The sequence below is a fragment of the Xanthobacter nonsaccharivorans genome (assembly GCF_043194755.2).
Classification (GTDB): Bacteria; Pseudomonadota; Alphaproteobacteria; order Rhizobiales; family Xanthobacteraceae; genus Xanthobacter; species Xanthobacter autotrophicus_G.
This window is the reverse complement of sequence record NZ_CM195526.1, coordinates 1,082,931-1,109,494: the sequence shown is the minus strand read 5'-3', so window position 1 is coordinate 1,109,494 and position 26,564 is coordinate 1,082,931. Positions and strand designations below refer to the sequence as shown.

Genomic DNA, 26,564 nt, shown 5'->3' with positions numbered 1-26,564 from the left:
GCCCCGCCCCCGCCTCAGGACATGCCACGGGAACCGCCCGGACGCATGAGGTCCGGCCGGAGCATCCCGATCTGGCTTCAATGTACGGTGAAAGTTCCGTTCAGCTTCGACATCTGGTCCTTCAGAACCAGCTTCCTGCGCTTCAACTCCGCGACGCGGAGGGGGTCGGATGCCGGGCTGGAAAGCTCCCGGCTGAGCTCCTGTTCAATGGCAGCGTGACGACGCTTGAGCTCCTGAAGGTGCGACTGGATGGACATTCGTAAGCCACTCCCTGTCTGCAACACGACATCAGTCTGTCATGGAGCCAACGAAGAGTCGATTGCCTTTCTCGTGTCTCCGGCACGCTCCCATCTTGCAGCGCGGGAGACCCATGCCATAGTCATTCCAGATCGGGGGATCGGCGGGCGCGAGGATCGCGCGCAGGGCCTCAGAGGTGCGGAAGCGGGGCCGGGTCGCGGCGTCTCGCGCCGGGCGCAACGCCACAGCGGCGGGCGCCGGCGCAGGGCGCGGACGGTCTTTCGCCGGTGACGGAAGCGGGCATGACAAGCGACGAGGAACGGGATCTCAAAATCCACCTGGAACGGCTGAAGCAGGAGCACCGGGATCTCGATTCCGCCATCGAGGCCCTCACCTCGGTCTCCGGCTCGGACATTCTTCAGATCCAGCGGCTGAAGAAGCGCAAGCTTCAGCTGAAGGACCGCATCAGCCAGGTGGAAGACCAGCTTTTTCCGGACATCATCGCCTGAGGGCGCATCGCGCCGCGCGGAGCGCGGCCGGCGGCGCGGGCCGGGGATGCGGACAGGGGGAACCGGCCGTGACGGCCGGTTCCGGATGAGGCTTGCCTCAGAGCTGCTTCAGCATGGTGGCGGCGCTGGAGACGTCCGCCTTGGAGGGCACGTCCTCCACGTTCAGGCTCTTCACCACGCCATCTTCCACCACCATGGAATAGCGCTTGGAGCGCAATCCGAGGCCGGCGGCCGAGCCGTCGAAGGTGAGGTCGAGGGCGGCGGAGAAGGAAGCGTCCGCATCCGCCAGGAAGGTGATCTTGCCGTCCGCGCCGGAGGCCTTCTCCCACGCGCCCATCACGAACGGATCGTTGACCGAGACCACGGCGATGGTGTCCACGCCCTTCGCCTTGATGGCGTCGGCCTCGTGCACATAGCCCGGCAGATGGTTCTTGTGGCAGGTGGGGGTGAAGGCGCCCGGCACCGCGAACAGCACCACCTTCTTGCCCTTGAAGACCTCGTCCGTGGTCTTCGGCACGGGTCCGTCTTCGGTGGAGACACGGAAGGTCGCGTTGGGCAGTTTATCGCCGACCGAGATGGGCATCGTTTTCTCCGCTAGGGCAATTCCAGCCAAAGTGTGCAGCGGCCTTGCGCCTGGAATTGCGATTGGACAAGGAGCCGGAGCATTTTCGGCGAACCGGTGTGTGCCGGAAATGCTCGAACAGGGGCGGTGAGCGCCCCCGTCGACCATAAAAGGTTTTCAAGACGAGGAAAGCACGGGTCGCCACGCCGTCCCGCCCTCAGGGCGTCGGCACGTCCACCTCGGTGACGACGGCCTTCGGCCCGTCCACGAGGGTCAGCGTCAGCCGCGCGCCATAGGGAGCGACGCCCGCCGGCACGCCGTCGAGGGGCACGGCGAAGCGGGCCGCGCCGTCCGGCAGCGCGGTCTTCTGCGGCAAAGGCAAAGCCCAGTGTTCGTCCGGCCCCTCGGCGAACAGGTCCGCCTTGGGATTGGTGGCCTTCACGTCGATGAGGAGGCGCGGCGGCTGGGCCGTGGTGTCCAGCTCCACCTTCTGCACCGAAGGGCTGTCGGCGGCGCCGAGCGCGCGGCGCTCGGGCAGCGCCGTACGGGCGGAGACGATGCGCGCACCCTCCGCCCCGCCTTCGGGCGAAAGGCCCAGCACCAGATCGGCCCGGGCGGGAACGCACAATTTCTCGCAGACCGCGAAGTCGAAGGCGAGGACGAGCTGCGCCGGCTGGCCCGGATCGGCGAGCCGCACCTTCAGCGGAAACAGCACCGTGCCCTTGTAGCCGATGGATGCGCCCCCGGCCCCGTCGCTGAAGCGCCGGGGGGTGGGCCAGTCCATCCTCACGTCGGCCACGTTGCGCGAGGCGGACCAGGACACGCTCGGCGGCACGCCGCTGTCGCCGGGATAGCGCCAGTAGGTCTTCCAGCCGGAGGCAAGGCGCACCTCCAGGCCCGCATCGGCCTCCCCGCCCGCAACCGCGCCGGCGACGAGCTGCACCTCGGCGCCGGGGACGGAAGCGGTCGCGGCTGGCTGGGCGAGGGCGGAAACGGGCACGAGCGCGAGCCCGGCCAGGACCGCGAAGGCGCACCCGCGCCGGCCAGGGGGCGGAAGGATGTTCATCATGTCCCAGCGGGTAGCGTTTTCAGGCCCCGACCGTAAAGGCCGCGCCGTGCACAAGCGTGTGAGAGGCCCCCTGCGCGAGGCGTCGCCACGCCCGTCCGCACGGTGCCGCGCCCGCGAAATCCATTCCCAAATGACCGCAGGCGCGGTACCCTTCGGCCATGACAGCGAGCCACACTCCCAACGTCCCGGGCGGAGGGTCGAGCTTCCTCGACGGGCAGATGCTGATCGCCATGCCCACCATGCGCGACGAGCAGTTTGCGCGGACCCTCATCTACATGTGCGCCCACTCCGCCGAAGGCGCCATGGGCATCGTCGTGAACCAGCCGGCAAGCAACATCGACTTCACCGATTTGCTGGTGCAGCTCGACGTGATCCCCGATGCCGATCGCATCCTCCTGCCGAAGAGCGCCGGCACCGTGAAGGTGCTGAAGGGCGGGCCGGTGGAGACCGGGCGCGGGTTCGTCCTGCACTCGGCGGACTATTTCGTGGAGAATTCCACCCTCTCCATCGACGAAGGCATCTGCCTTACAGCCACCCTGGACATCCTGAAGGCCATCGCCGGCGGCCGCGGGCCGAGCAGCGCGGTGCTGGCGCTGGGCTATGCCGGATGGGCTCCCGGGCAGCTGGAGACGGAGATCCAGGCCAACGGCTGGCTCAATTGCCCGGCCGATGCGAATCTCATCTTCGGCGAGGGGCTGGAATCGAAATACAATCTCGCCCTGCGCAAGCTGGGCATCGATCCCGGCATGCTGGTGGGCGACGCCGGCCACGCCTGACGCCGAAGCGGGAGGCGCGCCCTTCCGCGGGCCTCAGCCGCCCACTTCCGCATCGCCCCAGCGGCGGGGACGGTAGAAGGTGTGCACGCCGATGCGGTCGAGCTTGCGCATTTCCCGCACCCAGCTCGGATGCACCCAATACGCATGGTAGTGCGTGGCCCGGCCGATGCTCGCGAGCCACAGCTTGCCGTCCAGCATGTCGGCGGCGATCTCCTTGGCCTGCACCCACATGTCCGGCTCGCGGATCACGTCGCGGATGCCGTCGCAGGCAAAGGTGAACTGGCAGGCGAGGTGGCGGTGCGCGTTCTGATAGACCGCGCCGCACACGTCCGCCGGGTAATAGCCGGAGAAGACCCGGTTCACGATCACCTGCGCCACGGCCACCTGGCCGCGCTTGGGCTCGCCGCGGCTCTCGAAATAGATGGCCTCCGCCAGGCACTTCTGCGCCCGCGCCAATTGCTCGCCCGCAAGGTTCAGGCGCCGGGCCGGCGTCGGCCAGACGATGCCATCGCCCTCCGTGTCCGCTCCTTCCTCGGCATCCGCCGCGGCGGTGTCGAGGGAGAGCGAGACGAGCTGGAGCGTGCCGGCGCTGCCCCCCTGCCCGCCGTCCAGCCCGTCCGGGCGGAAGAGCCGCATGTCCAGGCTGAACAGGATGGCGGGATCGAGGAAGAAGGTGCCTTCGTCCGATGCCCGGCGGGGCGCCCCGAGGGCCGCAAGCATCTCCGCCGCCGGCTCGCCGAGGTCCGGGCCGAAGGTTGCCCCCTCCTCCGCCAGGGCCCCGCTCCCCGACCCCCCCGGCAAGGCCAGCACGAGGTCGAGGGCCAGTTCCACCTGGGCCTCGCCCGAGGCGGGATGGAAGGGGCCGAAGTCCCACGTCTCCTCTGGGCTCAGGGGGCCGGAGGCGCGGGCGATGGCAAATTCCGCCGACTCCCGGTCCGGATCGGCGGCGGCAACGGCGATGGCGCGCACGGTGAGCGCCTCCTCGGGCACCTGGGTGCCGATGGGCTGGGGCAGGTCCAGCGTCGCCACCTTCAGCGCACGCATGGGCCCGCCCAGCACGCCGATGCTGGCGGACAAGGTGGTGCGGGTGACTGTTCCGTCCGCGCCCGCTCCGCCGAATGGGGCGGCGGCAAAGGCAGCGGCGAGCAGGAAGGGTGACGCGAGGCGCTTCAGGCCCCGTCCGCGATTCCGGCGAAAATCCATGGCCGTGCCCTTGACGCGCATTCGTGTCCCAAATCGGGCGCCGGGCGTGGCCCGGCAGCGACACGCAAGAGCATTGTCCAATCAGTCTTGAGCAGAGGTTAACCGCGCCGCGACTTCTGCCTCGCGGGAAAAAGGCCCTTTGGCAGCAAGGGTTAGGCCGCGGGCCCTGGCAAGGCCCCAGGTGCCGAATCGCACCCGCACCGCCTCCTCCACCCATTTTTCCGCCTGCGCCCGGCGCAAAACGGCGCGACGTCCCGCCGCATCGAGGTAGGTAAGGTGGTCTGACACGGCCGCGTCGAAGGCCGCGAGCCCCTCCCCCGTCGCCGCCGAAAGACGGATCACCGGCACCGTCCAGCCCCCCGCCCCCCCACCGGAGAGGGAGAGCGCGCCCGCCACTTCCGAGGCCGCCCGCCGCGACACCTCCGCCATGTCGGCCTTGGTGACGACGATGATATCCGGCAGCTCCATCACCCCCGCCTTCATGAATTGCAGGCTGTCGCCGGACGCAGGCTGGATGCACAGCACCACCGTGTCCGCCACCAGGGAGATGTCCGCCTCGGACTGGCCGACGCCCACGGTCTCGACGATCACCAGGTCGTAGAGGGCGCGCAGCAGGACCACGGCCGCGATCGAATCATCGGAAAGGCCGCCGAGCCGGTCGCGGGCGGCCATGGAGCGCACGAACACGCCGCGGTCGTCGGGGTCGGTCTTCATCCGTGCGCGGTCGCCCAGGAGCGCGCCTCCGGTGCGGCGGGAGGAGGGGTCCACCGCCAGCACCGCCACGGTCTGGCCCGCCGCCCGCGCCCGCTGCAGCAGGGCATTGGTGAGGGTGGACTTGCCGACGCCGGGCGGACCCGTGAGGCCCAGCACATGGGCCTTGCCCGCCTCGGCCGCCTGATCGAGCAAGGCGACGAGCTCCGGCCGGCCGCGGGCGGTCTCCACCAGAGCGAGGGCGCGCGCCACCGCACGCTTTCCGCCAGCCCGCAGCGTGGCGAGATCGGGAAGGTCCAGCGGAGCAGGTGGAGAATCGGTCTGGGCTTCGGCGCGTGGCATGACGCCACCCTAGAGCGCGCTCCGATCATATGGAACCGCGACGCGGCTGCATACGATCGGTCAATCGCCCTCTAGCTTGAAGCCGGAAAACGCGTGACCCGGGCAGCGTGCGAGGCGAGCCGCTCGGCGCGAGCCCTATGGGGCCGCCCCTGGGGAAGGAAACGGCAGGGACGCTTTTGCGCCCGCCGGCGCAGCAACGGAAAAAGGCGCCGGCACATGCCGGCGCCCTTCCCACTGATCGGAACCGTGCGGGGGAACGGAACCGATCAACAGCTGGAATTCGGATGAAGGATTGGGCTCAGCCGCAGTAGCCGCGGGAGACGCGCACCACGGAGCCATTGGTCTGGCGCAGGTAGCACCGGCCGTTGTTGCCCCAGAAATAATAGGCGCGGCGACGATCCTGCTGGTTGCCGATGATGGCGCCCGTGGTGCCACCGATGAGCGCGCCGGCCGCCACGCCGCCGGCATTGCCGGTGACCGCGCCGCCGATGAGCGCGCCCGCGGTGCCGCCAATGAGCGCGCCGCCCACCGTGTTGTTCTGCGCCTCGGCGGTCGCGACCGTCCCGGCGAAGGCAACGGCGGCAAGGGCGATAGCGGCGAGCCCCGAACGGATGGTCATGGTCTTCCTTTCCGCACGCTCCGGCCGGAGCCGGTGGCGTGCTGCGATGGATGCTTGTCTAGCAAAGCCAACATGAACGCCAGATGAGCGATACGTTCGGCCATCATGCAGCTTCATCGCAGGTTTTGCCCGCCGCGCACCGCGCCGTAAAGGGCGGGATGCCCGGTGTCGTCCCAGCCGGTCCGGAATGGGCAGGTCCGCGGGGTGGGGTGACCGTGGGGCCGGGAACGAAGGGGCGACGACGAGGCGGCGGCGATGGGAGGGAAGGTGGCGACGCGCCGCGCCTGCGAGGCGGAACGGCACTTGCGTCGCCAGTGGCCTTCGGTGCAGGCTCCACCGCTCTTCTGTCAGGAAGCCATTCATGAGCGAACGCAACCCCTTCGGCGGGTCCATCACGCATCTCACCCCGGCCGAGGTCCAGAAGGGCCTTCAGGACGGCACCATCCTCCTCGTCGACGTCCGCGAGCCGAACGAGATCCAGGCCGAGCGCATTCCCGGCGCCGTCGCCTTCCCGCTCAGCAAGTTCGATCCGGCGGCGCTGCCCGATCCGGCAGGCAAGCGGCTCGTCTTCTCCTGCCGCTCGGGCCAGCGCTCCCAGCAGGCAGCCGCCCTCGCCCAGAAGGCCGGGCTTCCCTATGAGGAGCACATGATGGGCGGCATCATCGGCTGGCGTCAGGCCGGCTTCGACGTGGATCGCGGCTGATCCGGCGTCTCCTGCCGGCCAGCAAAACCGAAAAGAGCGCCGCCGGGTAACCGGGCGGCGCTCTTTTTTTGTCCCTCGCGAAGGGGGCCGTCAGCCCCGGCCCTCGGCCGAGGCCAGGCGCATCACGCGGACGCGGCGTCGAGCTCCGCGACGATGGCCTTGCCCATCTCCTGCGTGCCCACCGTCTCGGTGCCGGGAGAGGCGATGTCGCCGGTGCGCTTGCCGGAGGCGAGCACGCCCGCGATGGCCTGCTCGATGCGGTCCGCCACGTCGCCCTGGTTGAAGGAGTAGCGCAGCGCCATGGCCAGCGAGCCGATCATGGCGATGGGGTTGGCGATGCCCTTGCCGGCGATGTCCGGGGCGGAGCCGTGCACCGGCTCGTAGAGCGCGGCGCGCTTGCCGGTGGCCGGATCCACCGCGCCGAGCGAGGCCGACGGCAGCATGCCGAGGGAGCCGGTGAGCATGGCGGCGATGTCGGAGAGGATGTCGCCGAACAGATTGTCGGTGACGATCACGTCGAACTGCTTCGGCCGGCGCACCAGCTGCATGGCGAGCGAATCGGCGAGATTATGCTCCAGCTCCACGTCCTTGTAGGCGCGGTCATGCAGCGCCGTGACCACTTCCTTCCAGAGCACGCCGGAGCGCATCACGTTGTGCTTCTCGGAGGAGGTCACCTTGTTGCGGCGGGTGCGGGCAAGCTCGAACGCCACGCTCGCGATGCGCTCGATCTCGTAGGTGTCGTACACCTGCGTGTCGATGGCGCGCTTCTGGCCGTTGCCGAGGTCGATGATGGTCTTCGGCTCGCCGAAATAGACGCCGCCGGTCAGCTCGCGCACGATGAGGATGTCGAGCCCCTCCACCACGTCGCGCTTCAGCGAGGAGGCATCGGCCAGCGCCGGGTAGCAGATGGCCGGGCGCAGGTTGGCGAACAGCTGCAGGTCCTTGCGCAGGCGCAGCAGGCCCGCCTCGGGGCGCACCTCGTAGGGAACGCCGTCCCACTTGGGGCCGCCCACGGCGCCGAGCAGCACCGCATCCGCCGCCTTGGCGCGGGCCATGGCATCCTCGGAGATGGCCGCGCCGTGTGCGTCATAGGCGCAGCCGCCCACCAGATCCTCCTCGAGGGCGAAGGAGGCGAGGCCCGCCTGCTCCAGCCATTGGGCCACCCGTTTCACCTCGGCCATCACTTCGGGGCCGATGCCGTCGCCGGCGAGGAGGAGGAGCTTGTGGGTGGCCATGGGTCGGATCCTCGGGTCTTGATCGCGGAATGTGATCGCGGGTCTGCGGCGTAGCGCCGTCTTGAGCCGCCCTTAAGGCGGCGGTTCGGCGCGGAGTGCTACGGCCTCGCCCCGCCGAGCGCAAGGGTGCAAGCGCAGGGGCGCCGGCGGAATTGCCGCCCCCGGCCGATCGCCCCCGCCTCAGGCGCCCTTGATGAAGGCGGCAAAGGCCTCCGCATAATCCTTGTGCCAGCGGGACAAGGGCGGGCGGTTCTCGATGATGTCGCCCGCGGCCCAGGCGATGCGCTTCTCGTCCAGCGCGCGGGGCACGTCATTGTCCGGGCAGAGGATGTAGAAATCACCCGCCTCCAGCCGCTCCAGCATGAAGTCCACCGTCTGCTCCGGCGTCCAGGCCCCCGCCGGCTTTTCGGTGCGCCCGCCGGCGGCGAGCGGCGTGAAGACGAAGCCGGGAATGAAGAGGTGGGCTGTGACCTGGCACCCCTTCGTGTTGCGCAACTCGTGCTGGAGGGCCTCGGTAAAGGCCTTCACCCCGGCCTTCGAGACGTTGTAGGCCGGGTCCCCTGGCGGGGTGGTGATGCCCTGCTTGGAGCCGGTGTTGACGATGAGGCCGGGCTTGGCCCGCGCGATCATCCCCGGCCCGAACACCCGCGAGCCGTGGATGATGCCCCACAAGTTCACGCCGATCACCTTCTCCCAGTTGGCGAGGGGGCCGAACAGGGCGCTGCCCGGCTGCACGCCGGCGTTGTTCATGAGCAGGTCGGTGCCGCCGAAGCGGACCGCCACCTCGGCTTCCAGCCGCTCCACCTCCTCCAGCCGGCTCACATCGGTGGCGACCGCGAGGACGTCCCCTGCCCCACCCGGGGCGATGCCGGCGAGGCGGGCGGCGGCGGCCTCCAGCTTCTCGCCCGCGAGGTCCGCGATGGCGACCTTCAGGCCACGCCCGGCAAAGCGGAGCGCGGCGGCGAGGCCGATGCCGGACGCGCCGCCGGTGACGACGGCGACGGAACCGGACGCGAGGGCGGGATGAGTCATGGTCGAGCCTCCGTGAAGATGGCAGGCGTTCAACGCCGGGTGGCGACGAAGGCTCCCCCGACGATGAGCGCGCAGGCCAATGCGAGCGAGAAGGTGGGCGCGGCGACGCCTACCGCGACCAGCAGCAGGGTGGAGAGCACCGGCGCGGCATAGGACGACACGCCGAGCAGGCGCACGTCGCCCCGCTTCATGCCGATATCCCAGGCGTAGAAGGCAAGGCCCACCGGCCCCACGCCGAGCGCCACCACCGCCGCCCATTCCAGGGCGCCGGCGGGCCACACCGTCTCCTCCCACGCCAGGTGACAGAGCCCGGCGAGCACCGCCGTGGCGAGGCAGAAGCCGGCGACCGCGTGAGTCGGCACATCCGCGAAATGGCGCGAGGCCACCGAATAGGACGACCAGATGAAGGCGCAGGCGAAGGCGGAGAGATAGCCGGGCGCATAGCGCATCTCCACGCCGGAGAAGCCGCCCTTGCCCACCAGCAGCACCACGGTGCCGGCAAAGCCCATGAGCGCGCCAACCACGTGCGCGCGCCTCAACCCGCCGCCCGGCAGGAAGGCCGAGAGCAGCACGATGAGCAGTGGCCACAGATAGGCGATCAGCCCCGCCTCCGCCGGCGGCGCCCATTTCAGCGCGGTGAAATACAGGAAATGATAGCCGAACAGCCCGCCCACCCCGTGCACCCAGGCGAGCGGCCGCTGCCGCAGCACGCAGAGCCCCGGCCCCGCCAGCGTCGCCGCGATGCCCACCATGCCGCCGATGGCGAAGGTGAGCGCGGTGAGGAGGAAGGCCGGCACCTTCCCCGTTCCCGCCGTGAGGACGGCAAGCGTTGCCCACAGGAGGATGGCGAGAAGGCCGGTGCGCGTTGCGCTCGCAGGCGACATGGCGATGGGATCAGGGCCCCAGGAGGTCGATGAGGGCGGGAATGAGCGGCTCGTCGGCGGGCGGCATGGGAATGTCGCGCAGGCGCGCCGGGCGCAGCCATTGCAGCGCCTTGTGCTCCTTCTGAACGATCACGCCCTCCCAGCGGCGGCAGATCCATAGCGGCATCAGCAGATGGAAGGTCTCATAGGGGTAGCTGGCGAAGGTGAGGGGCGCGAGGCAGGCCTCCTTCACCGTGATGCCGAGCTCCTCGTCGAGCTCGCGGATCAGCGTCTCCTCGGGCCGCTCCCCCGCCTCCACCTTGCCGCCGGGAAACTCCCACAGGCCGGCGAGCGCCTTGCCCTCCGGCCGCTGGGCGACGAGGACACGGTTGTCCTTGTCCACGAGGGCGCAGGCGGCGACGAGGGTGATCTTCAGGGAGGTGGTCACCTGGCGCTCCATGCCACTTCAATGCTGCTCCGGACCTCAGTCGTCCTCGCGCCCTTCGGCGCATCGGACGGCACACGCACCACATCGTCGGCCAGCGGTTCCCCCGGCCGGGGCATGGGCGGTGTCGGCAAAGCGGAGATCGGGCCGCGTGCAGGCGCCGTGATACGCACCACGTGGCCGAGCTTGAGGCCGGCGATGGCGGCAAGCTTCTCCGCCTTGCGCCGCGCGACGTCGAAAGCAGCCTGGCGGGCGGCATCGGCGGCGATCGCCTCGTCCACCACGCCGTAGGCCGTGCTCACCCTGGTGGCGCCGTTCATGGGGGCGCCGCCGGCAAAGGCCGCCGCCTTCGACAGGTCGGTCCAGCGCACGCGCAGGTTGGTCATCGCATCGTAACCGTCGGCTCCGGCCGGAGCGGCGGGCGAGGCCCCGGCGGCTCCGGGCACCGGCGGCGGGCGGTGCGGCGCCATGCGGACATGATCCGCCGTGACATCCGCCGCATTCGCGCCGGAGGCGATGGCGAAGGCGACGAGGCGCGCCACCTCGCGCTCGTTGCGCAAGGTGGCGGAAACCGATGTCTCGTCCATAGTCACCACGGTGAGGAGCACCGTGGCGAAGTCCGGCGCGACGCTGACGATGGCGGTCACCGTCACCTCGATCACGGCCGAGTCGGCCGGTGGTGGCGTTTCCGCGGCGCCGGGAGCCGTGCCACAGAGCAGCGCGGCCACGGCGACGGCGGGAAGGCCAACTCGCCTCACGAGCGATAATCCCCGTTGATCGCCACGTATTCCTTGGTGAGGTCGCAGGTGAGCACCCGGTCGGCGCCGCGGCCGAGGCCGAGGTCCACGGTGAGGTCGATCACGTCGTTCTTCATGTATTGGGAGACCGCCGCCTCGTCATAGGACGGATCGCGGGCGCCCTCGTGGGCGACGCGGATGTCGCCGAAGGAGATGGTGAGGCGATCGCGGTCCGCCGGCTCGCCGGCCTTGCCCACGGCCATCACCACGCGGCCCCAGTTGGCATCCTCGCCGGCCACCGCCGTCTTCACCAGCGGCGAGTTGGCAATCGACATGGCGATACGCCGCGCCGACTTGTTGGAGACCGCGCCGGTCACATGGATGCGCACCAGCTTGCGGGCGCCCTCGCCGTCGCGGGCCACCTGCTCGGCGAGATCGGCGAGAAGCTCGGTGAGTGCGCGGCGGAAGGCACGGAGGGCCGGGTCGTCGGTGCTCTTCACCGTCTTGGCCCCGCGCGCCTTGGCAGCGCCGGTGGCGAACAGGAGCAGAGTGTCGGAGGTGGAGGTGTCGCCGTCGATGGTCACGGCGTTGAAGGTGCTCTTCACGCCCTTGGAGAGCAGCTCCTGCAGCACGTCCGCGGCGATGGGCGCGTCGGTGAAGACGAAGGAGAGCATGGTGGCCATGTCGGGGGCGATCATGCCCGCGCCCTTGGCGATGCCGTTGATGGTCACCGGCACGTCGCCCAGCAGCACCTGGGCGGTGGCGAGCTTGGGGAAGGTGTCCGTGGTCATGATGGCGCGGGCGGCATCGAGCCACGGCCAGTCCACGAGGCGGCCGGCCGCCTCGGTGAGCGCGCCCTCGAACCTGGTGGCGTCCAGCGGTTCGCCGATGACGCCGGTGGACGCCAGGAACACCTCGGACGGCTTGCAGCCCAGGATGGTGGAAGCCAGCTCGGCGGTGAGGGCGGTGGCCTCGCGGCCCTTCATGCCGGTGAAGGCATTGGCATTGCCCGAATTGACCACCAGGGCCCGGGCCTTGCCCTTCTTCAGCGCCTCGCGGCACCATTCCACCGGGGCGGAGGGGCAGAGCGACTTGGTCGTCACGCCGGCCACCGTGGTGCCGGGCACGAACGACATGACCAGCACGTCCGTGCGCCCCTTGTAGCGGATGCCGGCGGCGGCGGTGGTGAAGGTGACGCCCGGAACCGGCGACAGCTCGGGCACGACCTTGGGCGCGAGGGGGGAGACGGCAGTCGACATGTGGGATCCCCGGGTGATGGCGCGTTCCGTGTGCCCGACCTTCCGCCCGGAGGCAAGGGCGCCGATGTCGCCCTGCCCGGCGCCCTTGCCCTGCCCCGCCGCGGGATGTGGAAGGTTTCCCGGCAAGCAAATCTCGCCGCGCGGGGGGAAAACCCTGCGCTTTTGAAGCCCGCCATCGGCCGCAGCGGGCGCCGGCGCAAAATCCTTGCGCCGCGGGGACCGGCGGTGGTCCTATGTCCGGATGGACAAGACGCCCCCTTTCCTTCCCGCCGACCTGGTGCAGACGCATCCGGGCCTCTCCTTGCTGCGGCTGGCGGCTCTCATGGCCGAAGGGGGCGAGGCGGACGAGGAAACCCTCGACCTCATGTTCGAGCAGATGGAGATCGGCGCCCTCGACAGCCTCTCCCCGCCGCAGATGTGGGCGGAGATGGCCCGCGGGCTCATGGCGCCCGCCCCCCAGCGCATGGTGAAGGCGCTGCGCGAGTGCGGGGTGCTGGAGGTGGTGCTGCCGGAAGTGGACGCCCTGTTCGGCGTGCCGCAGATCACCGATACGGCGGACGAGATCGACCTCGGCGTGCTCATCCTCAATTCCCTGGGCGAGGCGGCACGGCGGCAGGCGCCGCTGGCGGTGCGCTTCGCCTTGCTCGTCATGCATGCGGGCAAGGCGGATTCCCCGCGCGAGCACCTGCCGGTGCACTACCGCCACATGGAGCGCGGCGCCCCGCGCATCGCCGACATCTCCGCGCGCTTCGCGGTGCCGGCGGACTGCCGCGACCTCGCCGTGCTGGCGCTGAACGAATGCGAGCGGGTGCACCGCACCTCGCAGATGCGCGCCGGCCCGGTGGCCGCCATGCTGGAGCGCATCGGCGCCTTCAGCACGCCTGACCAGTTCGAGGCGCTGCTTCAGGTCGCCACCTGCGACTACTTCGGCTATGCGGACAAGGACGGCGACACCCACCCCAAGGTGGAGTTGCTGAAGGCCGCCCGCGCCGCCTGCGACGGGGTGGAGGCGGAGGGCCTCGATGCCGAGGACCTGGGCATGGCCCGCGCCCGCGCCATCGCCGACGCCTTCCGTTCCGAACGCTGGGCCGAAAGCGCCTGAGGGCGGCTTCTGGACACGCCACCTCACTCCCTGACCGAAGCCGAGACGGCCTCGCTCAAGCGCGGCGCGCGTTGAGACCCCCACGGGTCAAACGCACCGGCCCCTGTATCGGCCGCGCCGCACCGCCCTTCAGAACAGGCGCCCGCCGTCGGGCACCTTGGTGGTGGGCGAGACGAGCACCACGGCGCCGTCCGCATCCGGAAAGCCGAGGGTGAGCACTTCGGACATGAAGGGGCCGATCTGCCGCGGCGGAAAATTCACCACCGCCGCCACCTGCCGCCCCACCAGCTCCTCCAGCGCATAATGCACCGTGATCTGCGCCGACGAGCGCTTGGTGCCGATCTGTGGCCCGAAATCGATGGTGAGCTTGTAGGCCGGCTTGCGCGCCTGCGGAAACGCCTCCGCCGCCACGATGGTGCCGACGCGGATGTCCACGGCGAGGAAGTCGTCGAAGGTGATGGGGGTGGGTGCTGGGTGGGTGTTGGACATAAGAGGTCTTCCATGTGGGGCGCCCGCTTATAAGCCGTCGCCAGTCCCCTCCGCGAGCCTTGAGCGACCGAAGCAGGCAGGGTGCGCACCGGCCGGCGCACGGTGGCGAGATCCGCTTCGACCCGGTCAGTGGTCCTGAGCGGCGTCGAAACCATGCTGCTGATGGCAGCGCTCGAGGGCATGGGCTTCACCTTCATGCCCAAGGTGATCACGGAGGGCGACCTCGCCTCCGGCGCGCCGGAGCACATCCTACCCCACGCCCCCCTCCGGCTCCCTCTACGCCATCTACCCCAGCCGCATCCATTTGCTCGCCAAGGTGCAGACGTTCCTGGATTTTCTGGAGGAGGAGGAGCGGTTTTGAACGCTATCGCGAGGGTCTCGAAATCGTCCGCATTATTCTGCTAAATTCATCAGGATAAAGAGCTTCAGCCTCCGCCAACGCCTCGTCATGCATTACAAATTGGATCGACCCACGAGGCTCAAGCGTCGCAACAGTTAGCTTCTTACCATGAAGAAATGATATTTCATCATCCGATCCATCGACATTTTCGTCTAGATAAAAAAATACAACGAGGCCATCAAAATATGCCCGAACGACATTCATCGGCCTAGTCCCAGAACATTCATCCCCCGATATTATAGGGAGATTCAGAACCTCATTGGTTGGCACAAAATTATGTCTTGGTCCGACCTGAGGTATTTGAAAAAGCGCGATAGGGAAAAGATTTATATCATCGTCTTCTTCTTTGAGTAATATTTTCCTAAGCCGCTCTTCCCTTTCGGCCCCCACGTTGATGTGGGCAAATTCGGGCTTTGACGTCGCAGAAAATCGCCAAAGCAAGCTGAGGAAAAATGCACGAAGCCGCCTGCCGTCTTCCAAATCAACTTGGCGCACTCCAAGGGGGCTAGCACCAAGATTCGAGAACGGTGCCGGACAAACCGCTGCCTCTCCCCATCCGCCCCAAATAAGCATCAATCTCTTCAATTCAGAAATACCGTAGTTATCGTATGCCGATAAAATATCCTCTCCTAACTTTATAACCAGGTTAGAATCATACCAGCTATCGTAGCGCAGCTTGGGTCGAGCGGTCGCCGGAGATATCTCCATAACACCGCTTCCACGACGAGCTATACGAGTCAACGCTTTGGGAATAATATGAGATCGAACAAATTTCCCGCTTTTCAGCGTCAGCCTACACCTTCCAACGGACATCGGACGTCTCGCACAGCTGATGCTTCCACCTGAGCACCTTAGCCGAGACTTTTCCTGCGCCAATCCCCCTCAAACCGCTCCATATAGCCCGCCACCCGCCGGTCCACCCGCACGTCCCGCCCGGTGATCGCCCGCACCAGCGACAGCCCCTCCAGCGAGCGCGCCCGTGACAAAGCCACGTAGGCCTGCCCCGGGGCGAAGGCGCCGTCGGCGAAGTCGATGCGCACATCGTCGAGGGTCAGGCCCTGCGCCTTGTGCATGGTGAGGGCCCAGGCGGGGGCGAGCGGCAGCTGGGTGTAGGTGCCCACCACCTGCGCCTCGATGCGCCCGCCCGGCTCGTCCCAGCCGTAGCGGATGCGCTCCCAGGTGAAGGACTCGATCTCCACGATGGGGCCGGCGTCGAGCTTCACCATGGCGGAATGGGCGCCGAGGCCCACCACCGTGCCCACCGAGCCGTTCACCCAGCGCCGGGCGGGATCGTTGCGCAGGGCCATCACCCGGGCGCCGCGCTTCAGCACCAGCTTTTCCGCCACCGGCAGGCGATCGCCCTCCAGGCCGAACTCGCCCTTCAGCAGCCCGTCGAAGGCGCGCCCCTCGTCCGCAAGGGCGGCGAGGCCGCGGGCGTTGTAGGCGTCGGCGCGGGCATTGGTGGGGGTCAGCAGAACGGGCAGCGCGCCCTCCCGGTGCGGGCGCACGCAGGCCTCGTTCAGCGCCTCCGCCGCCTCCCGCGCGCCGCGGCCTCGGCGCAGCGCATCCAGCATGGCGATGAAGGCGCGGTCGGTCTGACGGTGCACATGGGTGAAGGGCACCCCGGTCACCTCCCGCCCCTCCAGCGCCTTGGCATGGAAGGCGAAGGGGCCTTCATAGCCCATGCGGCCCAGCATCTCCTGCTCGGCCATGGGCACCACGGGGGGCAGTTGCAGGAAATCGCCCACCAGCACCATCTGCACCCCGCCGAACGGCTCGGAATTGTCGCGGGCGATGCGCAGGGAGATGTCGATGGCGTCCAGCAAATCGGCGCGGACCATGGAGATCTCGTCGATCACCACCCGGTCGAGCTTCTTCAGCAGCCGGCGCACCTGCACGCGCGGCTTCACCTCGTCCGGGTTGAGCAGGCGCGGCGGGATGCCGAAGAAGGAATGGATGGTCTGCCCGCCCACCTGCAGCGCCGCGACGCCGGTGGGGGCGAGGAACACCTGCCGGCCGCGCGGGGTCTTGCGCAATTCGTGCAGGAAGGTGGTCTTGCCCGTGCCCGCCCCGCCGAGAACCATCAGGAGCGGCGCGCGGGCATCGATGGCGGCGAGGGCGCGGGCGGCGGCGTCCGCCCCGCGCTCGGGCAGTCCCGCGTTCATGGCCGAATGCTCATGGGCGCGCGCTCAAGAGATGAGACCGGCCTCGCGGGCGAGGTCGATGAGGGGACGCTGGGGCCGCGCCCCCATCTGGCCGATGATCTCCCCCGCCGCCAGCGCGCCGAGGCGCAGGGCGGTGGCCGGGTCGAGGCCGCGGGTATAAGCGGTGAGAAAGCCGGCGGCGAACAGGTCGCCCGCCCCGGTGGTGTCCACCACCCGCTCCACCGGATAGGCCGGCACGCTCACCACCGCGCCGGAGGTGACGAAGGACGCCCCCTTCTCCGAGCGCGTCACCACCGCTTCCTTCGCGTCGCGGCGCAGGGCCACGAGGGCCGCGTCGAAATCGGCGGTCCCGTAGAGGGACTTCAGCTCGCCCTCGTTGCAGAAGACGAGATCCACGGTGCCGGAGGTGACGAGCTGGTGGAATTCCACGCGGTAGCGGTCCACGCAGAAGGCGTCGGAAAGGGAGAGCGCCACCTTGCGGCCGGCACCGTGGGCGATCTTCGCGGCGGCCAGGAACGCCTCCTTCGCCGGCGGCGGATCCCACAGATAGCCTTCGAGATAGGTGACCGCGGCGCTTTCCACCACGGCGGCGTCGATGTCCGCCGGCACCAGGTTCTGGGCGGCGCCGAGATAGGTGTTCATGGTGCGCTCGCCGTCCGGCGTCACCAGGATGAGGCAGCGCGCGGTGGCCGGGCCGTCCGCCGCGGCGGAGGTGCCGTAGGCGACGCCAGCGGCGCGGATGTCGTGGCCGAACACGGTGCCGAGACCGTCCGCCTTCACCTTGCCGATGAAGCCCGCCTTGCCGCCGAGGGAGGCGACGCCCGCCGCCGTGTTGGCCGCCGAGCCCCCCGAAGCCTCGGTGCCGGGGCCCATGGCCGCATAGACCTGCTCCGCCCGCGCCTCGTCGATGAGGGCCATGCCGCCCTTGTTCATGCCGTGGCCCAGGAGGAAATCCTCCTCGGCACGGGAGAGGACATCGACAATGGCATTGCCGATGGCGAGGACATCAAGGGTCGCGGAGGTCACGGGCGATACGTCCTTCGGCCGAATGCTTCGGAAGATTGGGCGGAGCGGTAGCACTGCCGGCCACCCGCGCGCAATCGCCGGAGATCCGTGAAGGGCGGGCGATTTGCGCGCAGGATGGTAGGATTGCCCTGCCGAACTTAACCTTGGCACCTGAAATGCGGCCTCGGGGGTGCTACGGACTTGCAACAAGCCCCGTGATTTGAACATCTTGGCAGTGATATTCGCATCAGAAGCAGGACGCGGGCTTGCATTTCGACCGCCTACGTGTCGGCGCCGTCACGAGAAGTGATCGCCCTGCGGCAGCCGGGATGGTAAAGCCCACCCAACCTTTGTGGAATCATCGGGCAGACATGACCATGTCGCGCAAGTATTTCGGAACCGACGGCGTGCGCGGGCGCGCCAATGCGACGCTCACGGCGCCCCTGGCGCTCCGGGTCGGCATGGCCGCCGGCCTCGTCTTTCGCCGCGGCGAATACCGCCACCGGGTCGTGATCGGCAAGGACACCCGCCTGTCGGGCTACATGATCGAGAATGCTCTGGTGGCCGGCTTCACCTCCGTGGGCATGGACGTGCTGCTGCTCGGCCCCATGCCCACGCCCGCGGTGGGCATGCTGACGCGCTCCATGCGCGCCGACCTCGGCGTGATGATCTCCGCCTCCCACAATCCGTTCGACGACAACGGCATCAAGCTGTTCGGCCCGGACGGCTTCAAGCTCTCCGACGAGGTGGAGCGGGAGATCGAGGCGCTGATCGACGAGGATCTCTCCCGCCAGCTCGCCAAGCCGGCCGAGATCGGCCGCGCCCGGCGGCTGGAGGGCGTGCACGCCCGCTACATCGAATATGCCAAGCGCACCCTGCCGCGGAACCAGTCGTTCGAGGGCATGCGCGTGGTGGTGGACTGCGCCCACGGCGCCGCCTACCGCGTCGCACCCGAGGCCCTGTGGGAGCTGGGCGCCGAGGTCATCGCCATCGGCGTCGAGCCGGACGGCATGAACATCAACCGGGACGTGGGCTCCACCTCCCCCGCCGCGCTCTCCGCCAAAGTGCGCGAAGTGCGCGCGGACATCGGCATCGCCCTCGACGGCGACGCCGACCGGGTGATGATCGTGGACGAGAAGGGCCACACGGTGGACGGCGACCAGCTCATGGCGGTGGTGGCCGAGAGCTTCAAGGAGGACGGCCGCCTCGCCCGGGACGGGCTGGTGGCGACCGTCATGTCCAATCTCGGCCTTGAGCGGCACCTGGCCGGAGAGGGCATCACCATGGCCCGCACCGCCGTGGGCGATCGCTACGTGCTCGAGCGCATGCGGGCGGACGGCTACAATGTGGGCGGCGAGCAGTCCGGCCACATCATCCTCTCCGATTACTCCACCACCGGCGACGGCCTGGTCGCCGCCCTGCAGGTGCTGGCGGTGGTGGCGCGTCAGGGCAAGCCGGTATCGGAAGTGTGCCATCGCTTCGACCCGCTGCCGCAGATCCTGAAGAACGTGCACTACACCGATGGCATGCCGCTGGAGAACGAATCGGTGAAGACCGCCATCGCCGATGCGGAGCGACGCCTCGCCAACCACGGCCGCCTGCTCATCCGCCCCTCCGGCACCGAGCCGGTGATCCGCGTGATGGGCGAAGGCGACGACCGGGACCTGGTGGAGGATGTGGTGGACGAGGTGATCGGCGCGCTCCAGCGCGTCGCCGCCTGACGCGCCGCGGCGTCCCGGCGGAGGCCTTGCTTAACCGATCATCAGGGTTAAGCCGGTCTTAAAGCTTCCCATGCGACGGTCCCCGAGACGGTGGGCTTTGCATGGGTGTGAGATGTTGCGTTTGCGCGTGAACGGCGGGTTCCGGCGGACCTGCGGGTGGGTGCTCGCCGCCTGCCTCGCCATGGGGCCCGCTGCGGGGTTGCTCCCGCCCGGCGCCGCGCGGGCGGCGGATGCGGAGACCGACGCCATGCTGGCGAAGCTCGGCCGTCCTGGCGACTTCTCCCTCGCGCCCCCGACCGTGTCCGAGGAAGCCTCCTCCGGCTGGTACCTGCGCGCCGATGCCGGCTATGTGGCCGCTGCCGGCGCCAGCCTTTCGTCCGCTGGCGCGCCCACGGGGCTGGACCTGTCCGGCTCCGGCTGGTCGCTGGGCGGCGGACTTGGCTACCGCATCACCCCCTACCTCCGCGCGGAGGCGAGCGTCGACTATCTGGCGCTGGGCGCCGCGCAGCTCGGCTTCGCCGATTTCCGCGCCAGCACCACCGTGGCATTGGCCAGCCTCTATTGGGATGTGGTGACGGTATCCGGCTTCACGCCCTATCTCAGTGCCGGGGCAGGCTTCGCCATCGACACGCTGGATGCGCCGTCCGCGCTGCGGCCTGCCGGCAATGCCTGGGAATTCGCCTGGTCGGTGGGCGGGGGCCTGTCCTACGCGCTCAGCTCCAGCACCAGCTTAGATCTCGGCTACCGGTATGTGAGCCTCGGCAGCCCGTCCTATGCGGGCGGGCTCGCGATGGGGGACGTGGGCGCCCACCAGGTGCGCCTTGGCGTGCGCTACATGCTGAAGTGAGCCGGCGGCCTCATGGGCCTCCGCGCCGGCGCGCCCGCGCCGCCATCAGCCACTTTATGCGCGCCGTCACCTGCTGGGGATGGTAGCCCTTGCCCACGGCCGGACCGTCCTCCCACGGGTCGGGGGCGTGGGCCGCGGCCATCACCGGCGATCCCGCGAGGATGATGTCCATGTGCGGATGGCCCTCCCGAAGCCAGCGGGCGAGGCCGAAGCCCTCCCGCTCGCCCTCGGCCGAGGCGTCGGCGAGCACGATCTCCACCCGCTCCGCCTCCACCTCCAGGATGATCTGCGCCTCGCGCCCGCTCGACGCTTCCAGCACGGTGTAGCCGCATTGGCGCAGGTAATCGGCGATCGCCTGGCGCACGAGAATGTCGGCGTCCACCACGAGCAGGGTGGCGGAGGCGCCGCGCTCGCCCCCATGGGGCGCATTCGAGTAGATCTCATTGGCTGTCATGGCATCTCCATTTCCGCCGCAGGCGATCGTCCGCGCCGTCAGGGCGCCCGTGTCGCCGAGAGCTGGGTCTGGATGAGCTGGATCACGGTCTCGATCCGGTAGGGCTTGGCGAGGAACGGCGCGACGAGGCTCGCCACCGATTCGTCCAGGTGCCCGGAGGTGAGGATCACCGGCAGGCGGGGACGCTCCGCCCGCAGGCGGCGGGCGAACTCATAGCCATCCAGCCCGCCCTCCGTGCGCACGTCGGTGAACACCACGTCCACGGCGAGACCGGCGAGGATGGCCTCGTAGGCCTCCTCGGCGGAGGCCGCCTCGATGACGGTCAACCCCGCCCCGCGCAGCTCCCCGGCGGTGACCATGCGCACGAGCGCGTCGTCCTCCACCAGGAGAACCGTGCGCGCGCCGGGCGCAGTGGCCGCCATAAACCCCTGAGGTGACATCCGTCTTCTTCGTATCGCAAAGGTTGTGGGTCACCAACGTTGCGCCTGCGCCCCGGTTCCCCCCGGTCCGGGAAAAGGCGCGAAGGCTGACAGCGCGGGTCCCGCCGTCCGAGAACGCGATCCGCGACTTGAAGGCATTTGCTCGGGGCCCGCCCTCTGAACGCAAAAGGAGAGGCGGTATCCGATCAGATTGCGGTGCGATCCGATCCCGCATGCTCTAATGCCAACGGTCTCGGGCCCGCGCGACGCCCCGGCGATACCCTCCCGGGGCCGCTCAAAGGCCGCGGCCGATGGTATGAAAGGCGCGACGAAGCGGGCAGACCGCGCCGGGGGAGGAGCGAAGACGTGGGCGCGGCATTGGTGTTCTACAGCGCATTCGATGCGTTCGAGGCGTGGCAACCGGCCCTTCAGGCCGCCCTGCCCGGTCTCGACGTCCGCGCGGCACGGGCCGGCGACGGGCTGGTGGCCGGCGATCCGGCGGACGTGCGCTACGCCCTCGTCTGGAAGCCGCCGCATGGTTTCTTCGGCCGCTTTCCCAACCTGAAGCTCGTCATCAATCTCGGCGCCGGCGTGGATGCGCTGGTGGCGCGGGACGACCTGCCGCACGTGCCCATCACCCGCCTGTCCGATCCGCGCATGTCGCAGATGATGGCATCCTTCGTGCTGATGTGCGTGCTGCGGCACGCCCGCGACATCCCCCTCCTGGAGAAGGCGCAACGGGAGCGGCGCTGGCACTTCGTCTCCCCCCGCACGGCCGGCGAGATCAAGGTCGGCGTGCTGGGCCTCGGTGAGCTGGGCGGGGCGGCCGCGCTGGAGCTGGCGCGGCAGGGCTTCGACGTGCGCGGCTGGTCACGCACCGCCAGGGCGCTGCCCGGCATCGCCTGCCATCACGGCCTCGATGCCTTGCCCGGCTTCCTCGCGGAAAGCGACATCCTGGTGGTGATGCTGCCCCTGACCGACGAGACGCGCGGGCTCCTGAATGCCGAGCGCCTTGCGCGGCTGCCCCGGGGCGCGGCCTTCATCAACGTGGCGCGCGGACCGGTGGTGGACGAGGCCGCCCTTGTGGCGGCGCTCCGCGCCGGCCAGATCGGCGCGGCGACGCTGGACGTGTTCGAGGTGGAGCCCCTGCCGCAGGACAGCCCCCTGTGGGGCATGGAGAATGTGCTCATCACCCCGCACCTCGCCTCCATGGCCATCCCGAGGAGCGCTGCGGCACAGATCGCCGAGAACATCCGGCGGGTGGAGGCCGGCGAGGAGGTGGCGAACCGGGTGGATCCGCAGCGCGGCTATTGAGAAAGAGCCCGGACGCGGCTCCAGCCTCCGGCTTCCCGCTATACACGGTACGCGGCAGGTCGAGGACGCCGCGCGGGCGGGCGTCGTTGCCACGGCAGCGCCTCACCCCGCCGCGATGGTGCTGCGGGCGCGCGCGGGCCGCGCCAAGCCCTCGGGCGTCGGGACCTCACCGAAGCCCTCCCTCTCGAGGAGCGGGCGGATCTCGATCTCGCTCAGGCCGGTCCGACACGCCTCCGGCACATTTCTGATGCGACATGACCCGAGGTGAAAAGACCCTCCGGCTACACCGGAACGCGCACGCTTGCCCTGAGGCCACCCATGGGGCTGTCGGACAGGATCACGTCGCCCCCGTGGGCGCGGGCGATGTCGCGGGCGATGGACAGGCCGAGGCCCGAACCGCCGGCATCCTGGTTGCGCGCGTCGTCGAGGCGCAGGAAGGGGCGGAACACCTCCTCCCGCTTCTCCTCGGGAATTCCGGGGCCGTCGTCGTCCACCGTCACGATCAGCCAACGGGCATCGCGCGTGCCGGAGATGGCGACACGCCGGGCATGGCGCACGGCATTGTTCACGAGATTGCCGATGCAGCGCTTCAGCTGGTCGCCCTTCACCTCCACCAGCGGCGGGCCCATGAAGCTCGCCTCGGCGGTGGCGCCGTCGCGCTCGGCATTGAGACGCAGGTCCTCGATCAGCTCGCCCATGTCGGTGAGCGCCGCCTGCTCGCCCGGATCCCCGCGGGCGAACGCGAGATAGGCCTCCAGCATGCCCTGCAGCTCGTCCACGTCCTTTTTCAGCGCTTCGGTCTCCGCCCCGTCGCCGAGGAAGGCGAGCTCCAGCTTGAAGCGGGTGAGGATGGTCCGCATGTCGTGGGAGACGCCGGCGAGCATGGTGGTGCGCTGCTCGATCTGCCGCTCGATGCGCCGCTTCATCTCCAGGAAGGCCACCGCCGCCCGCCGCACCTCACGGGCACCGCGGGGGCGGAAATTCTCCACGTCGCGCCCCTTGCCGAAGGCCTCGGCGGCATCGGCAAGGTTCTCGATGGGGCGGATCTGGTTGCGCAGGAACAGGATCGCGACCGTCAGGAGAACCAGAGATGTCCCCACCATCCACAGGATGAAGATGTGCGAATTGGAGGCATAAGCGGCGTTGCGGGGCGCGAAGATGCGCAGCACCGCGTCATCCATCTTCACCCGCACCTCGATGAGGTTGGAGCGGCCCACCGTGTCGATCCAGAAGGGCTCCTTCACCCGGCGGCCGATCTCCCGGGACAGGGCGCTGTCGATCACCGAGAAGAAGGGCTTCGGCCCGGGCGGCGGCAAGGGCGCCGGCGGCAGCACGGTCACGTTGAGCTGGAGGTTGCGCCAGGCGATGCGGCGCAAGGCGGAGAAATCGTTGTCCCTGGGCAGCAGGTCGTAGAGCGACACCACCGCCGAGATGTCCTGGCTGACGGCGGCGGAGAGGCGCCGGGTCACCGTGTTGTAGTGGCGCTCCATGAAGACGAACGCCACCACCGACTGGAGGATCACCATGGGGGTGACGATGATGATGAGCGAGCGCGGATAGAGGCCCTTCGGGGTCACCCGGTTGAACCAGGCGGCGAAGCGCGCGTTGGCGTCCTTGAGGAAGGAGCCGACGAGCTTCAGGCCCGAGGGACCGCTCTCCGCCACGCTCAAGGCGTCACCACGAGGCGATAGCCGATGCCGCGCACCGTCTGCAGATGCACGGGATTGGCGGGATCGCGCTCCAGCTTGCGCCGGAGGCGGTTCACCTGAACGTCCACCGCGCGCTCGCTCGCCGCCCCGCCGCCGGCGAGCGCCAGGCGCGGCACGGTCTCGCCCGGCTCCTCGGCGAGCGTCCGCAGCATGTCCCGCTCGCGCTCGGTGATGCGCACGAGCTCCCCGTTGCGGGTCAGCTCGCCCCGCTCCAGATGGAAGGAGAAGTCGCCGAAGCGCACGCTCTCGATGGCCTTCTGCGGCGGCGGCAGCGCCCGCTTGAGGATGGAGCCGATGCGCAGCAGCAGCTCGCGCGGCTCGAACGGTTTGGCCACGTAGTCGTCCACCCCGGCCTCGAGGCCGGTGATGCGGTCCGCCGTCTCGGACCGCGCGGTGAGCATGAGGATAGGCACGCTGGAGGAGCGGCGCAGGTCCCGGGCGAGATCGAGCCCGCTTTCCCCCGGCATCATCACGTCCAGCACCAGCAGGTCGAAGGTGAGCCCGTCGAGCCGGCTGCGCGCCTCCGCGGCGGAGGCGGCGGTGGTGACGCGGTAGCCGTTCTCGGTGAGGAAGCGCGAGAGCAGGGTGCGGATGCGGCTGTCGTCGTCCACCACCAGCAAATGGGGCGCATCGTCGGCAAGGGCGACGGGCACGGCAGCAGGCGCGGCGTCAGCCATGGGCGGCTGCCCGCCGGGGCGCGCGCAGGGCGCGGTCGGTCTTCAGGATCTGCATGGCCTCGTCTTCGCACAAACTCGCACGCGCTGTCAGCCCGGCATGTCCCGCAGCGGCAGGATCCACCCCCGCCGCAGGGCGGGCGCCTGGTGGATCACTCGCTTGTGGGCCCACCTGTCGCGACATCCAGGGGTTTGAATGTCGCGGCCGGACCACTAGGCGGGACGCGCCTTGGCGGCGCGGTCGGCGCGCTGGATCAACCGCTCCACCGCCACGCGATCCTCCTGATCGATCATGGCGAGAAGAAAGCGGCGCACCGCATCCCGGCCGTTCGGCCCGCTCGCTTCGAGCGCCCGGGCGATGCGGCGGCTCTGCAGGCCGACGAACTGGCGCGCCAGCGCCTCCCCCTTGGAGGTGGGGAAGAGCAGGCGCTGCCGGCGGTCCGCGGCGCCGGCCCGGCTCTCCACGAAGCCTTCGTCCACCAGTTCCCGCAACACCCGCCCGAGGCTCTGCTTGGTGATGCGCAGGATGTCGAGCAGATCGGTCACCCGCATGCCGGGGTGGCGGTTCACGAAATGGATAACCCGGTGGTGCGCCCGGCCGAAGCCGATGGGCGCGAGGATCTGGTCCGGATCCCCCACGAAGTCCCTGTAGGCGAAGAACAAAAGCTCGACGAAGTCCACGAGCGGGAGATCCCCCGCAAGCTCCGCGGCAACGGGGCGATCGGGAACCGAGGCGGGCGCGATGAGGGAGTTTATGTCAGCCATGTTGACTTTTTTCGTTTTGATCGTTACTCAAAGGACCCGTCAGACGAAATGATCGGTCGCGAGACCCCAGTCAAGCGTTCGATCGTTTCGCGCCTTTGCCAGCTTCTTTAGCAGGCGTAAAGATATCCCCATGCGTCTGCGCTGGAAAGCCGTGACGATGGGGGGAAGCCGCGCGAACGACGCGGTTTGAACAAGGAGTAGAAGATCATGAGCGCTCAGGGTGTCCCCTTCGACCAACGTGACGGCTGGATCTGGTACGACGGCGTGTTCGTGCCTTGGGCCGATGCCAAGCTGCATGTCCTGTCCCACGGCCTGCACTATGCCAGCACCGTGTTCGAGGGCGAACGCGCCTACGGGGGCAAGATCTTCAAGTCGTCCGAGCATTCCGAGCGGCTGCGCCTCTCCGGCGAGATGCTCGACTTCACCATCCCCTACACCATCGGCGAGATCGACGCCGCCAAGAAGGCGACGCTGGAGAAGAACGGCCTCGTGGACGCCTATGTCCGGCCGGTCGCCTGGCGCGGCAGCGAGATGATGGGCGTCGCCGCCCAGAAGAACTCCATTCACCTCGCCATCGGCGTGTGGGAATGGCCGTCCTATTTCGATCCCGAGCAGCGCCAGAAGGGCCTGCGCCTCGACCTGTCCGAGTGGCGCCGTCCCGACCCGGCCACCATCCCCTGCAAGGCGAAGGCCGCGGGTCTCTACATGATCTGCACCATCTCCAAGCACCGGGCCGAGCGCCGCGGCTTCGCCGATGCCATGATGCTGGACTATCGCGGCTACGTGGCCGAGTGCACCGGCGCCAACATCTTCTTCGTGAAGGACGGCGTGATCCACACGCCTATCCCGGACTGCTTCCTGGACGGCATCACCCGCCGCACCGTGATCGACCTCGCCCGCCGCCACGGCATCGAGGTGATCGAGCGGCACATCAAGCCGGAGGAGCTGGAGGGCTTCACCGAGTGCTTCATCACCGGCACCGCCGCCGAGGTGACCCCGGTCGGCTCCATCGCCGACTGGAGCTTCAAGCCCAGCGGCATCACCCATCAGCTGATGGACGCCTACACCGCCGAGACCCGCCCGAAGCAGCAGGCGGCCTGAGCAGGCGGGAGCGGCGGAAAGGCCGCTCCTGCTTTCCACGGCAGAAGAGATGCGGCCAGGGCTGGACTCGTTCCGCCCCTGGCCGTTGCCGTGCTTG

Annotated in this window: 29 protein-coding genes; 8 read left to right on the top strand and 21 right to left on the bottom strand. The window is 69.1% G+C overall.

Annotated features, from left to right (window positions below; all coding sequences use genetic code 11):
- Window positions 1–77: 77 nt before the first annotated feature.
- Window positions 78–257 (bottom strand): YdcH family protein, encoded by a 180-nt coding sequence (locus V5F59_RS05100; protein WP_393979901.1) that lies wholly within the window; start codon window positions 255–257, stop codon window positions 78–80.
- Between the two features lie 282 nt (window positions 258–539).
- Between V5F59_RS05100 and V5F59_RS05095 the strand changes: the two genes are divergently transcribed.
- Window positions 540–746: a YdcH family protein gene (locus V5F59_RS05095; protein WP_393979903.1), complete on the top strand. Its 207-nt coding sequence runs from the start codon at window positions 540–542 to the stop codon at window positions 744–746.
- Between the two features lie 97 nt (window positions 747–843).
- On the opposite strand, the gene V5F59_RS05090 is transcribed toward V5F59_RS05095, so the two are convergent.
- Together V5F59_RS05090 and V5F59_RS05085 are read right to left on the bottom strand one after the other, a co-directional pair.
- Window positions 844–1,329 carry a peroxiredoxin gene (locus tag V5F59_RS05090; protein WP_393979905.1) on the bottom strand — a complete coding sequence of 162 codons (486 nt, stop codon included), beginning with the start codon at window positions 1,327–1,329 and terminating at the stop codon, window positions 844–846.
- Window positions 1,330–1,525: 196 nt separating this feature from the next.
- Window positions 1,526–2,377: a protein-disulfide reductase DsbD domain-containing protein gene (locus V5F59_RS05085; RefSeq protein ID WP_509211188.1), complete on the bottom strand. Its 852-nt coding sequence runs from the start codon at window positions 2,375–2,377 to the stop codon at window positions 1,526–1,528.
- A 158-nt stretch (window positions 2,378–2,535) separates the two neighbouring features.
- On the opposite strand from V5F59_RS05085, the gene V5F59_RS05080 reads away from it, so the two are divergent.
- Entirely contained in the window at window positions 2,536–3,153 is a 618-nt protein-coding gene (locus V5F59_RS05080) for a YqgE/AlgH family protein (RefSeq protein ID WP_393979909.1), read from the top strand.
- Between the two features lie 33 nt (window positions 3,154–3,186).
- On the opposite strand, the gene V5F59_RS05075 is transcribed toward V5F59_RS05080, so the two are convergent.
- From V5F59_RS05075 to V5F59_RS05065, 3 genes are all read right to left on the bottom strand, one after another.
- Complete coding sequence (locus V5F59_RS05075) at window positions 3,187–4,356, bottom strand: cell wall hydrolase (protein WP_393979911.1); 1,170 nt, start codon at window positions 4,354–4,356, stop codon at window positions 3,187–3,189.
- Between the two features lie 81 nt (window positions 4,357–4,437).
- Entirely contained in the window at window positions 4,438–5,409 is a 972-nt protein-coding gene (gene meaB, locus V5F59_RS05070) for a methylmalonyl Co-A mutase-associated GTPase MeaB (RefSeq protein WP_393979913.1), read from the bottom strand.
- Window positions 5,410–5,707: 298 nt separating this feature from the next.
- Window positions 5,708–6,028, bottom strand: a complete 321-nt coding sequence (locus V5F59_RS05065) for a YMGG-like glycine zipper-containing protein (protein WP_393979915.1) — start codon at window positions 6,026–6,028, stop codon at window positions 5,708–5,710.
- 361 nt (window positions 6,029–6,389) lie between these two features.
- On the opposite strand from V5F59_RS05065, the gene V5F59_RS05060 reads away from it, so the two are divergent.
- The gene (locus V5F59_RS05060; RefSeq protein ID WP_393979917.1) at window positions 6,390–6,731 is read left to right on the top strand and encodes a rhodanese-like domain-containing protein; all 342 of its coding nucleotides are present in this window, start codon (window positions 6,390–6,392) and stop codon (window positions 6,729–6,731) included.
- Between the two features lie 122 nt (window positions 6,732–6,853).
- Here the strand turns inward: V5F59_RS05060 and leuB are convergent, their stop codons facing one another.
- The 6 genes from leuB to argJ form a co-directional block, all read right to left on the bottom strand.
- Window positions 6,854–7,966, bottom strand: a complete 1,113-nt coding sequence (gene leuB / locus V5F59_RS05055; RefSeq protein WP_393979919.1) for a 3-isopropylmalate dehydrogenase — start codon at window positions 7,964–7,966, stop codon at window positions 6,854–6,856.
- A 180-nt stretch (window positions 7,967–8,146) separates the two neighbouring features.
- Entirely contained in the window at window positions 8,147–8,998 is an 852-nt protein-coding gene (locus V5F59_RS05050) for an SDR family NAD(P)-dependent oxidoreductase (RefSeq protein ID WP_393979921.1), read from the bottom strand.
- 29 nt (window positions 8,999–9,027) lie between these two features.
- Window positions 9,028–9,882, bottom strand: a complete 855-nt coding sequence (yddG, locus tag V5F59_RS05045; protein ID WP_393979923.1) for an aromatic amino acid exporter YddG — start codon at window positions 9,880–9,882, stop codon at window positions 9,028–9,030.
- A 10-nt stretch (window positions 9,883–9,892) separates the two neighbouring features.
- Window positions 9,893–10,321, bottom strand: a complete 429-nt coding sequence (locus V5F59_RS05040) for an NUDIX domain-containing protein (protein WP_509211187.1) — start codon at window positions 10,319–10,321, stop codon at window positions 9,893–9,895.
- Window positions 10,306–11,064, bottom strand: coding sequence for an SIMPL domain-containing protein (locus tag V5F59_RS05035; RefSeq protein ID WP_393979927.1), 759 nt, complete (start codon window positions 11,062–11,064; stop codon window positions 10,306–10,308). The genes V5F59_RS05040 and V5F59_RS05035 overlap by 16 nt, the downstream gene beginning before the upstream one ends.
- The gene (argJ, locus tag V5F59_RS05030) at window positions 11,061–12,302 is read right to left on the bottom strand and encodes a bifunctional glutamate N-acetyltransferase/amino-acid acetyltransferase ArgJ (protein WP_393979929.1); all 1,242 of its coding nucleotides are present in this window, start codon (window positions 12,300–12,302) and stop codon (window positions 11,061–11,063) included. The genes V5F59_RS05035 and argJ overlap by 4 nt, the downstream gene beginning before the upstream one ends.
- Before the next feature lie 241 nt (window positions 12,303–12,543).
- Between argJ and V5F59_RS05025 the strand changes: the two genes are divergently transcribed.
- Window positions 12,544–13,404 carry a tRNA nucleotidyltransferase/poly(A) polymerase-related protein gene (locus tag V5F59_RS05025; RefSeq protein ID WP_393979931.1) on the top strand — a complete coding sequence of 287 codons (861 nt, stop codon included), beginning with the start codon at window positions 12,544–12,546 and terminating at the stop codon, window positions 13,402–13,404.
- 129 nt (window positions 13,405–13,533) lie between these two features.
- Here V5F59_RS05025 and V5F59_RS05020 read toward each other — a convergent pair whose 3' ends face one another.
- The 4 genes from V5F59_RS05020 to V5F59_RS05005 form a co-directional block, all read right to left on the bottom strand.
- Window positions 13,534–13,893 carry a tRNA-binding protein gene (locus V5F59_RS05020; RefSeq protein ID WP_393979933.1) on the bottom strand — a complete coding sequence of 120 codons (360 nt, stop codon included), beginning with the start codon at window positions 13,891–13,893 and terminating at the stop codon, window positions 13,534–13,536.
- Between the two features lie 364 nt (window positions 13,894–14,257).
- The gene (locus tag V5F59_RS05015) at window positions 14,258–15,106 is read right to left on the bottom strand and encodes a hypothetical protein (protein ID WP_393979935.1); all 849 of its coding nucleotides are present in this window, start codon (window positions 15,104–15,106) and stop codon (window positions 14,258–14,260) included.
- 38 nt (window positions 15,107–15,144) lie between these two features.
- Window positions 15,145–16,458: an ATP-dependent DNA helicase gene (locus tag V5F59_RS05010; RefSeq protein WP_393979937.1), complete on the bottom strand. Its 1,314-nt coding sequence runs from the start codon at window positions 16,456–16,458 to the stop codon at window positions 15,145–15,147.
- A 24-nt stretch (window positions 16,459–16,482) separates the two neighbouring features.
- Complete coding sequence (locus V5F59_RS05005; RefSeq protein WP_393979939.1) at window positions 16,483–17,484, bottom strand: adenosine kinase; 1,002 nt, start codon at window positions 17,482–17,484, stop codon at window positions 16,483–16,485.
- Between the two features lie 356 nt (window positions 17,485–17,840).
- On the opposite strand from V5F59_RS05005, the gene glmM reads away from it, so the two are divergent.
- Together glmM and V5F59_RS04995 are read left to right on the top strand one after the other, a co-directional pair.
- Window positions 17,841–19,184 (top strand): phosphoglucosamine mutase, encoded by a 1,344-nt coding sequence (gene glmM / locus V5F59_RS05000; protein ID WP_393980432.1) that lies wholly within the window; start codon window positions 17,841–17,843, stop codon window positions 19,182–19,184.
- A 112-nt stretch (window positions 19,185–19,296) separates the two neighbouring features.
- Entirely contained in the window at window positions 19,297–20,031 is a 735-nt protein-coding gene (locus tag V5F59_RS04995; protein WP_393979941.1) for an outer membrane protein, read from the top strand.
- A gap of 10 nt (window positions 20,032–20,041) precedes the next feature.
- Here V5F59_RS04995 and V5F59_RS04990 read toward each other — a convergent pair whose 3' ends face one another.
- Together V5F59_RS04990 and V5F59_RS04985 are read right to left on the bottom strand one after the other, a co-directional pair.
- A complete protein-coding gene (locus tag V5F59_RS04990; protein WP_393979943.1) occupies window positions 20,042–20,485 on the bottom strand; it encodes a response regulator transcription factor in 444 nt (147 codons plus the stop codon).
- A 38-nt stretch (window positions 20,486–20,523) separates the two neighbouring features.
- Window positions 20,524–20,907: a response regulator gene (locus V5F59_RS04985; RefSeq protein ID WP_393979945.1), complete on the bottom strand. Its 384-nt coding sequence runs from the start codon at window positions 20,905–20,907 to the stop codon at window positions 20,524–20,526.
- A gap of 363 nt (window positions 20,908–21,270) precedes the next feature.
- Between V5F59_RS04985 and V5F59_RS04980 the strand changes: the two genes are divergently transcribed.
- Window positions 21,271–22,218 carry a 2-hydroxyacid dehydrogenase gene (locus tag V5F59_RS04980; RefSeq protein ID WP_393979947.1) on the top strand — a complete coding sequence of 316 codons (948 nt, stop codon included), beginning with the start codon at window positions 21,271–21,273 and terminating at the stop codon, window positions 22,216–22,218.
- Between the two features lie 281 nt (window positions 22,219–22,499).
- Here V5F59_RS04980 and V5F59_RS04975 read toward each other — a convergent pair whose 3' ends face one another.
- From V5F59_RS04975 to V5F59_RS04965, 3 genes are all read right to left on the bottom strand, one after another.
- Window positions 22,500–23,888: an ATP-binding protein gene (locus V5F59_RS04975; protein WP_393979949.1), complete on the bottom strand. Its 1,389-nt coding sequence runs from the start codon at window positions 23,886–23,888 to the stop codon at window positions 22,500–22,502.
- Entirely contained in the window at window positions 23,885–24,604 is a 720-nt protein-coding gene (locus tag V5F59_RS04970) for a response regulator (protein WP_393979951.1), read from the bottom strand. Before V5F59_RS04970 ends, V5F59_RS04975 begins: the two co-directional genes overlap by 4 nt.
- 210 nt (window positions 24,605–24,814) lie before the next feature.
- Window positions 24,815–25,366 carry a MarR family winged helix-turn-helix transcriptional regulator gene (locus tag V5F59_RS04965; protein ID WP_393979953.1) on the bottom strand — a complete coding sequence of 184 codons (552 nt, stop codon included), beginning with the start codon at window positions 25,364–25,366 and terminating at the stop codon, window positions 24,815–24,817.
- A gap of 207 nt (window positions 25,367–25,573) precedes the next feature.
- On the opposite strand from V5F59_RS04965, the gene V5F59_RS04960 reads away from it, so the two are divergent.
- Window positions 25,574–26,467: a branched-chain amino acid aminotransferase gene (locus tag V5F59_RS04960; RefSeq protein WP_393979955.1), complete on the top strand. Its 894-nt coding sequence runs from the start codon at window positions 25,574–25,576 to the stop codon at window positions 26,465–26,467.
- Window positions 26,468–26,564 lie beyond the last annotated feature (97 nt).

Bases quoted from the DNA above. Each gene is read 5' to 3' on its own strand.
- V5F59_RS05040 (WP_509211187.1), bottom strand. From the start codon at position 10,321: ATGGAGCGCCAGGTGACCACCTCCCTGAAGATCACCCTCGTCGCCGCC.
- V5F59_RS05020 (WP_393979933.1), bottom strand. From the start codon at position 13,893: ATGTCCAACACCCACCCAGCACCCACCCCCATCACCTTCGACGACTTC.
- glmM (WP_393980432.1), top strand. From the start codon at position 17,841: ATGTCGCGCAAGTATTTCGGAACCGACGGCGTGCGCGGGCGCGCCAAT.
- argJ (WP_393979929.1), bottom strand. From the start codon at position 12,302: ATGTCGACTGCCGTCTCCCCCCTCGCGCCCAAGGTCGTGCCCGAGCTG.
- V5F59_RS04990 (WP_393979943.1), bottom strand. From the start codon at position 20,485: ATGACAGCCAATGAGATCTACTCGAATGCGCCCCATGGGGGCGAGCGC.
- V5F59_RS05050 (WP_393979921.1), bottom strand. From the start codon at position 8,998: ATGACTCATCCCGCCCTCGCGTCCGGTTCCGTCGCCGTCGTCACCGGC.
- V5F59_RS04965 (WP_393979953.1), bottom strand. From the start codon at position 25,366: ATGGCTGACATAAACTCCCTCATCGCGCCCGCCTCGGTTCCCGATCGC.
- V5F59_RS05085 (WP_509211188.1), bottom strand. From the start codon at position 2,377: ATGATGAACATCCTTCCGCCCCCTGGCCGGCGCGGGTGCGCCTTCGCG.
- V5F59_RS04985 (WP_393979945.1), bottom strand. From the start codon at position 20,907: ATGGCGGCCACTGCGCCCGGCGCGCGCACGGTTCTCCTGGTGGAGGAC.
- V5F59_RS05090 (WP_393979905.1), bottom strand. From the start codon at position 1,329: ATGCCCATCTCGGTCGGCGATAAACTGCCCAACGCGACCTTCCGTGTC.
- V5F59_RS04960 (WP_393979955.1), top strand. From the start codon at position 25,574: ATGAGCGCTCAGGGTGTCCCCTTCGACCAACGTGACGGCTGGATCTGG.
- yddG (WP_393979923.1), bottom strand. From the start codon at position 9,882: ATGTCGCCTGCGAGCGCAACGCGCACCGGCCTTCTCGCCATCCTCCTG.
- V5F59_RS05015 (WP_393979935.1), bottom strand. From the start codon at position 15,106: ATGTCCGTTGGAAGGTGTAGGCTGACGCTGAAAAGCGGGAAATTTGTT.
- V5F59_RS05075 (WP_393979911.1), bottom strand. From the start codon at position 4,356: ATGGATTTTCGCCGGAATCGCGGACGGGGCCTGAAGCGCCTCGCGTCA.
- V5F59_RS04995 (WP_393979941.1), top strand. From the start codon at position 19,297: ATGTTGCGTTTGCGCGTGAACGGCGGGTTCCGGCGGACCTGCGGGTGG.
- V5F59_RS04970 (WP_393979951.1), bottom strand. From the start codon at position 24,604: ATGGCTGACGCCGCGCCTGCTGCCGTGCCCGTCGCCCTTGCCGACGAT.
- V5F59_RS05060 (WP_393979917.1), top strand. From the start codon at position 6,390: ATGAGCGAACGCAACCCCTTCGGCGGGTCCATCACGCATCTCACCCCG.
- V5F59_RS05025 (WP_393979931.1), top strand. From the start codon at position 12,544: ATGGACAAGACGCCCCCTTTCCTTCCCGCCGACCTGGTGCAGACGCAT.
- V5F59_RS05095 (WP_393979903.1), top strand. From the start codon at position 540: ATGACAAGCGACGAGGAACGGGATCTCAAAATCCACCTGGAACGGCTG.
- V5F59_RS05065 (WP_393979915.1), bottom strand. From the start codon at position 6,028: ATGACCATCCGTTCGGGGCTCGCCGCTATCGCCCTTGCCGCCGTTGCC.
- leuB (WP_393979919.1), bottom strand. From the start codon at position 7,966: ATGGCCACCCACAAGCTCCTCCTCCTCGCCGGCGACGGCATCGGCCCC.
- V5F59_RS05100 (WP_393979901.1), bottom strand. From the start codon at position 257: ATGTCCATCCAGTCGCACCTTCAGGAGCTCAAGCGTCGTCACGCTGCC.
- V5F59_RS05080 (WP_393979909.1), top strand. From the start codon at position 2,536: ATGACAGCGAGCCACACTCCCAACGTCCCGGGCGGAGGGTCGAGCTTC.
- meaB (WP_393979913.1), bottom strand. From the start codon at position 5,409: ATGCCACGCGCCGAAGCCCAGACCGATTCTCCACCTGCTCCGCTGGAC.
- V5F59_RS05010 (WP_393979937.1), bottom strand. From the start codon at position 16,458: ATGAACGCGGGACTGCCCGAGCGCGGGGCGGACGCCGCCGCCCGCGCC.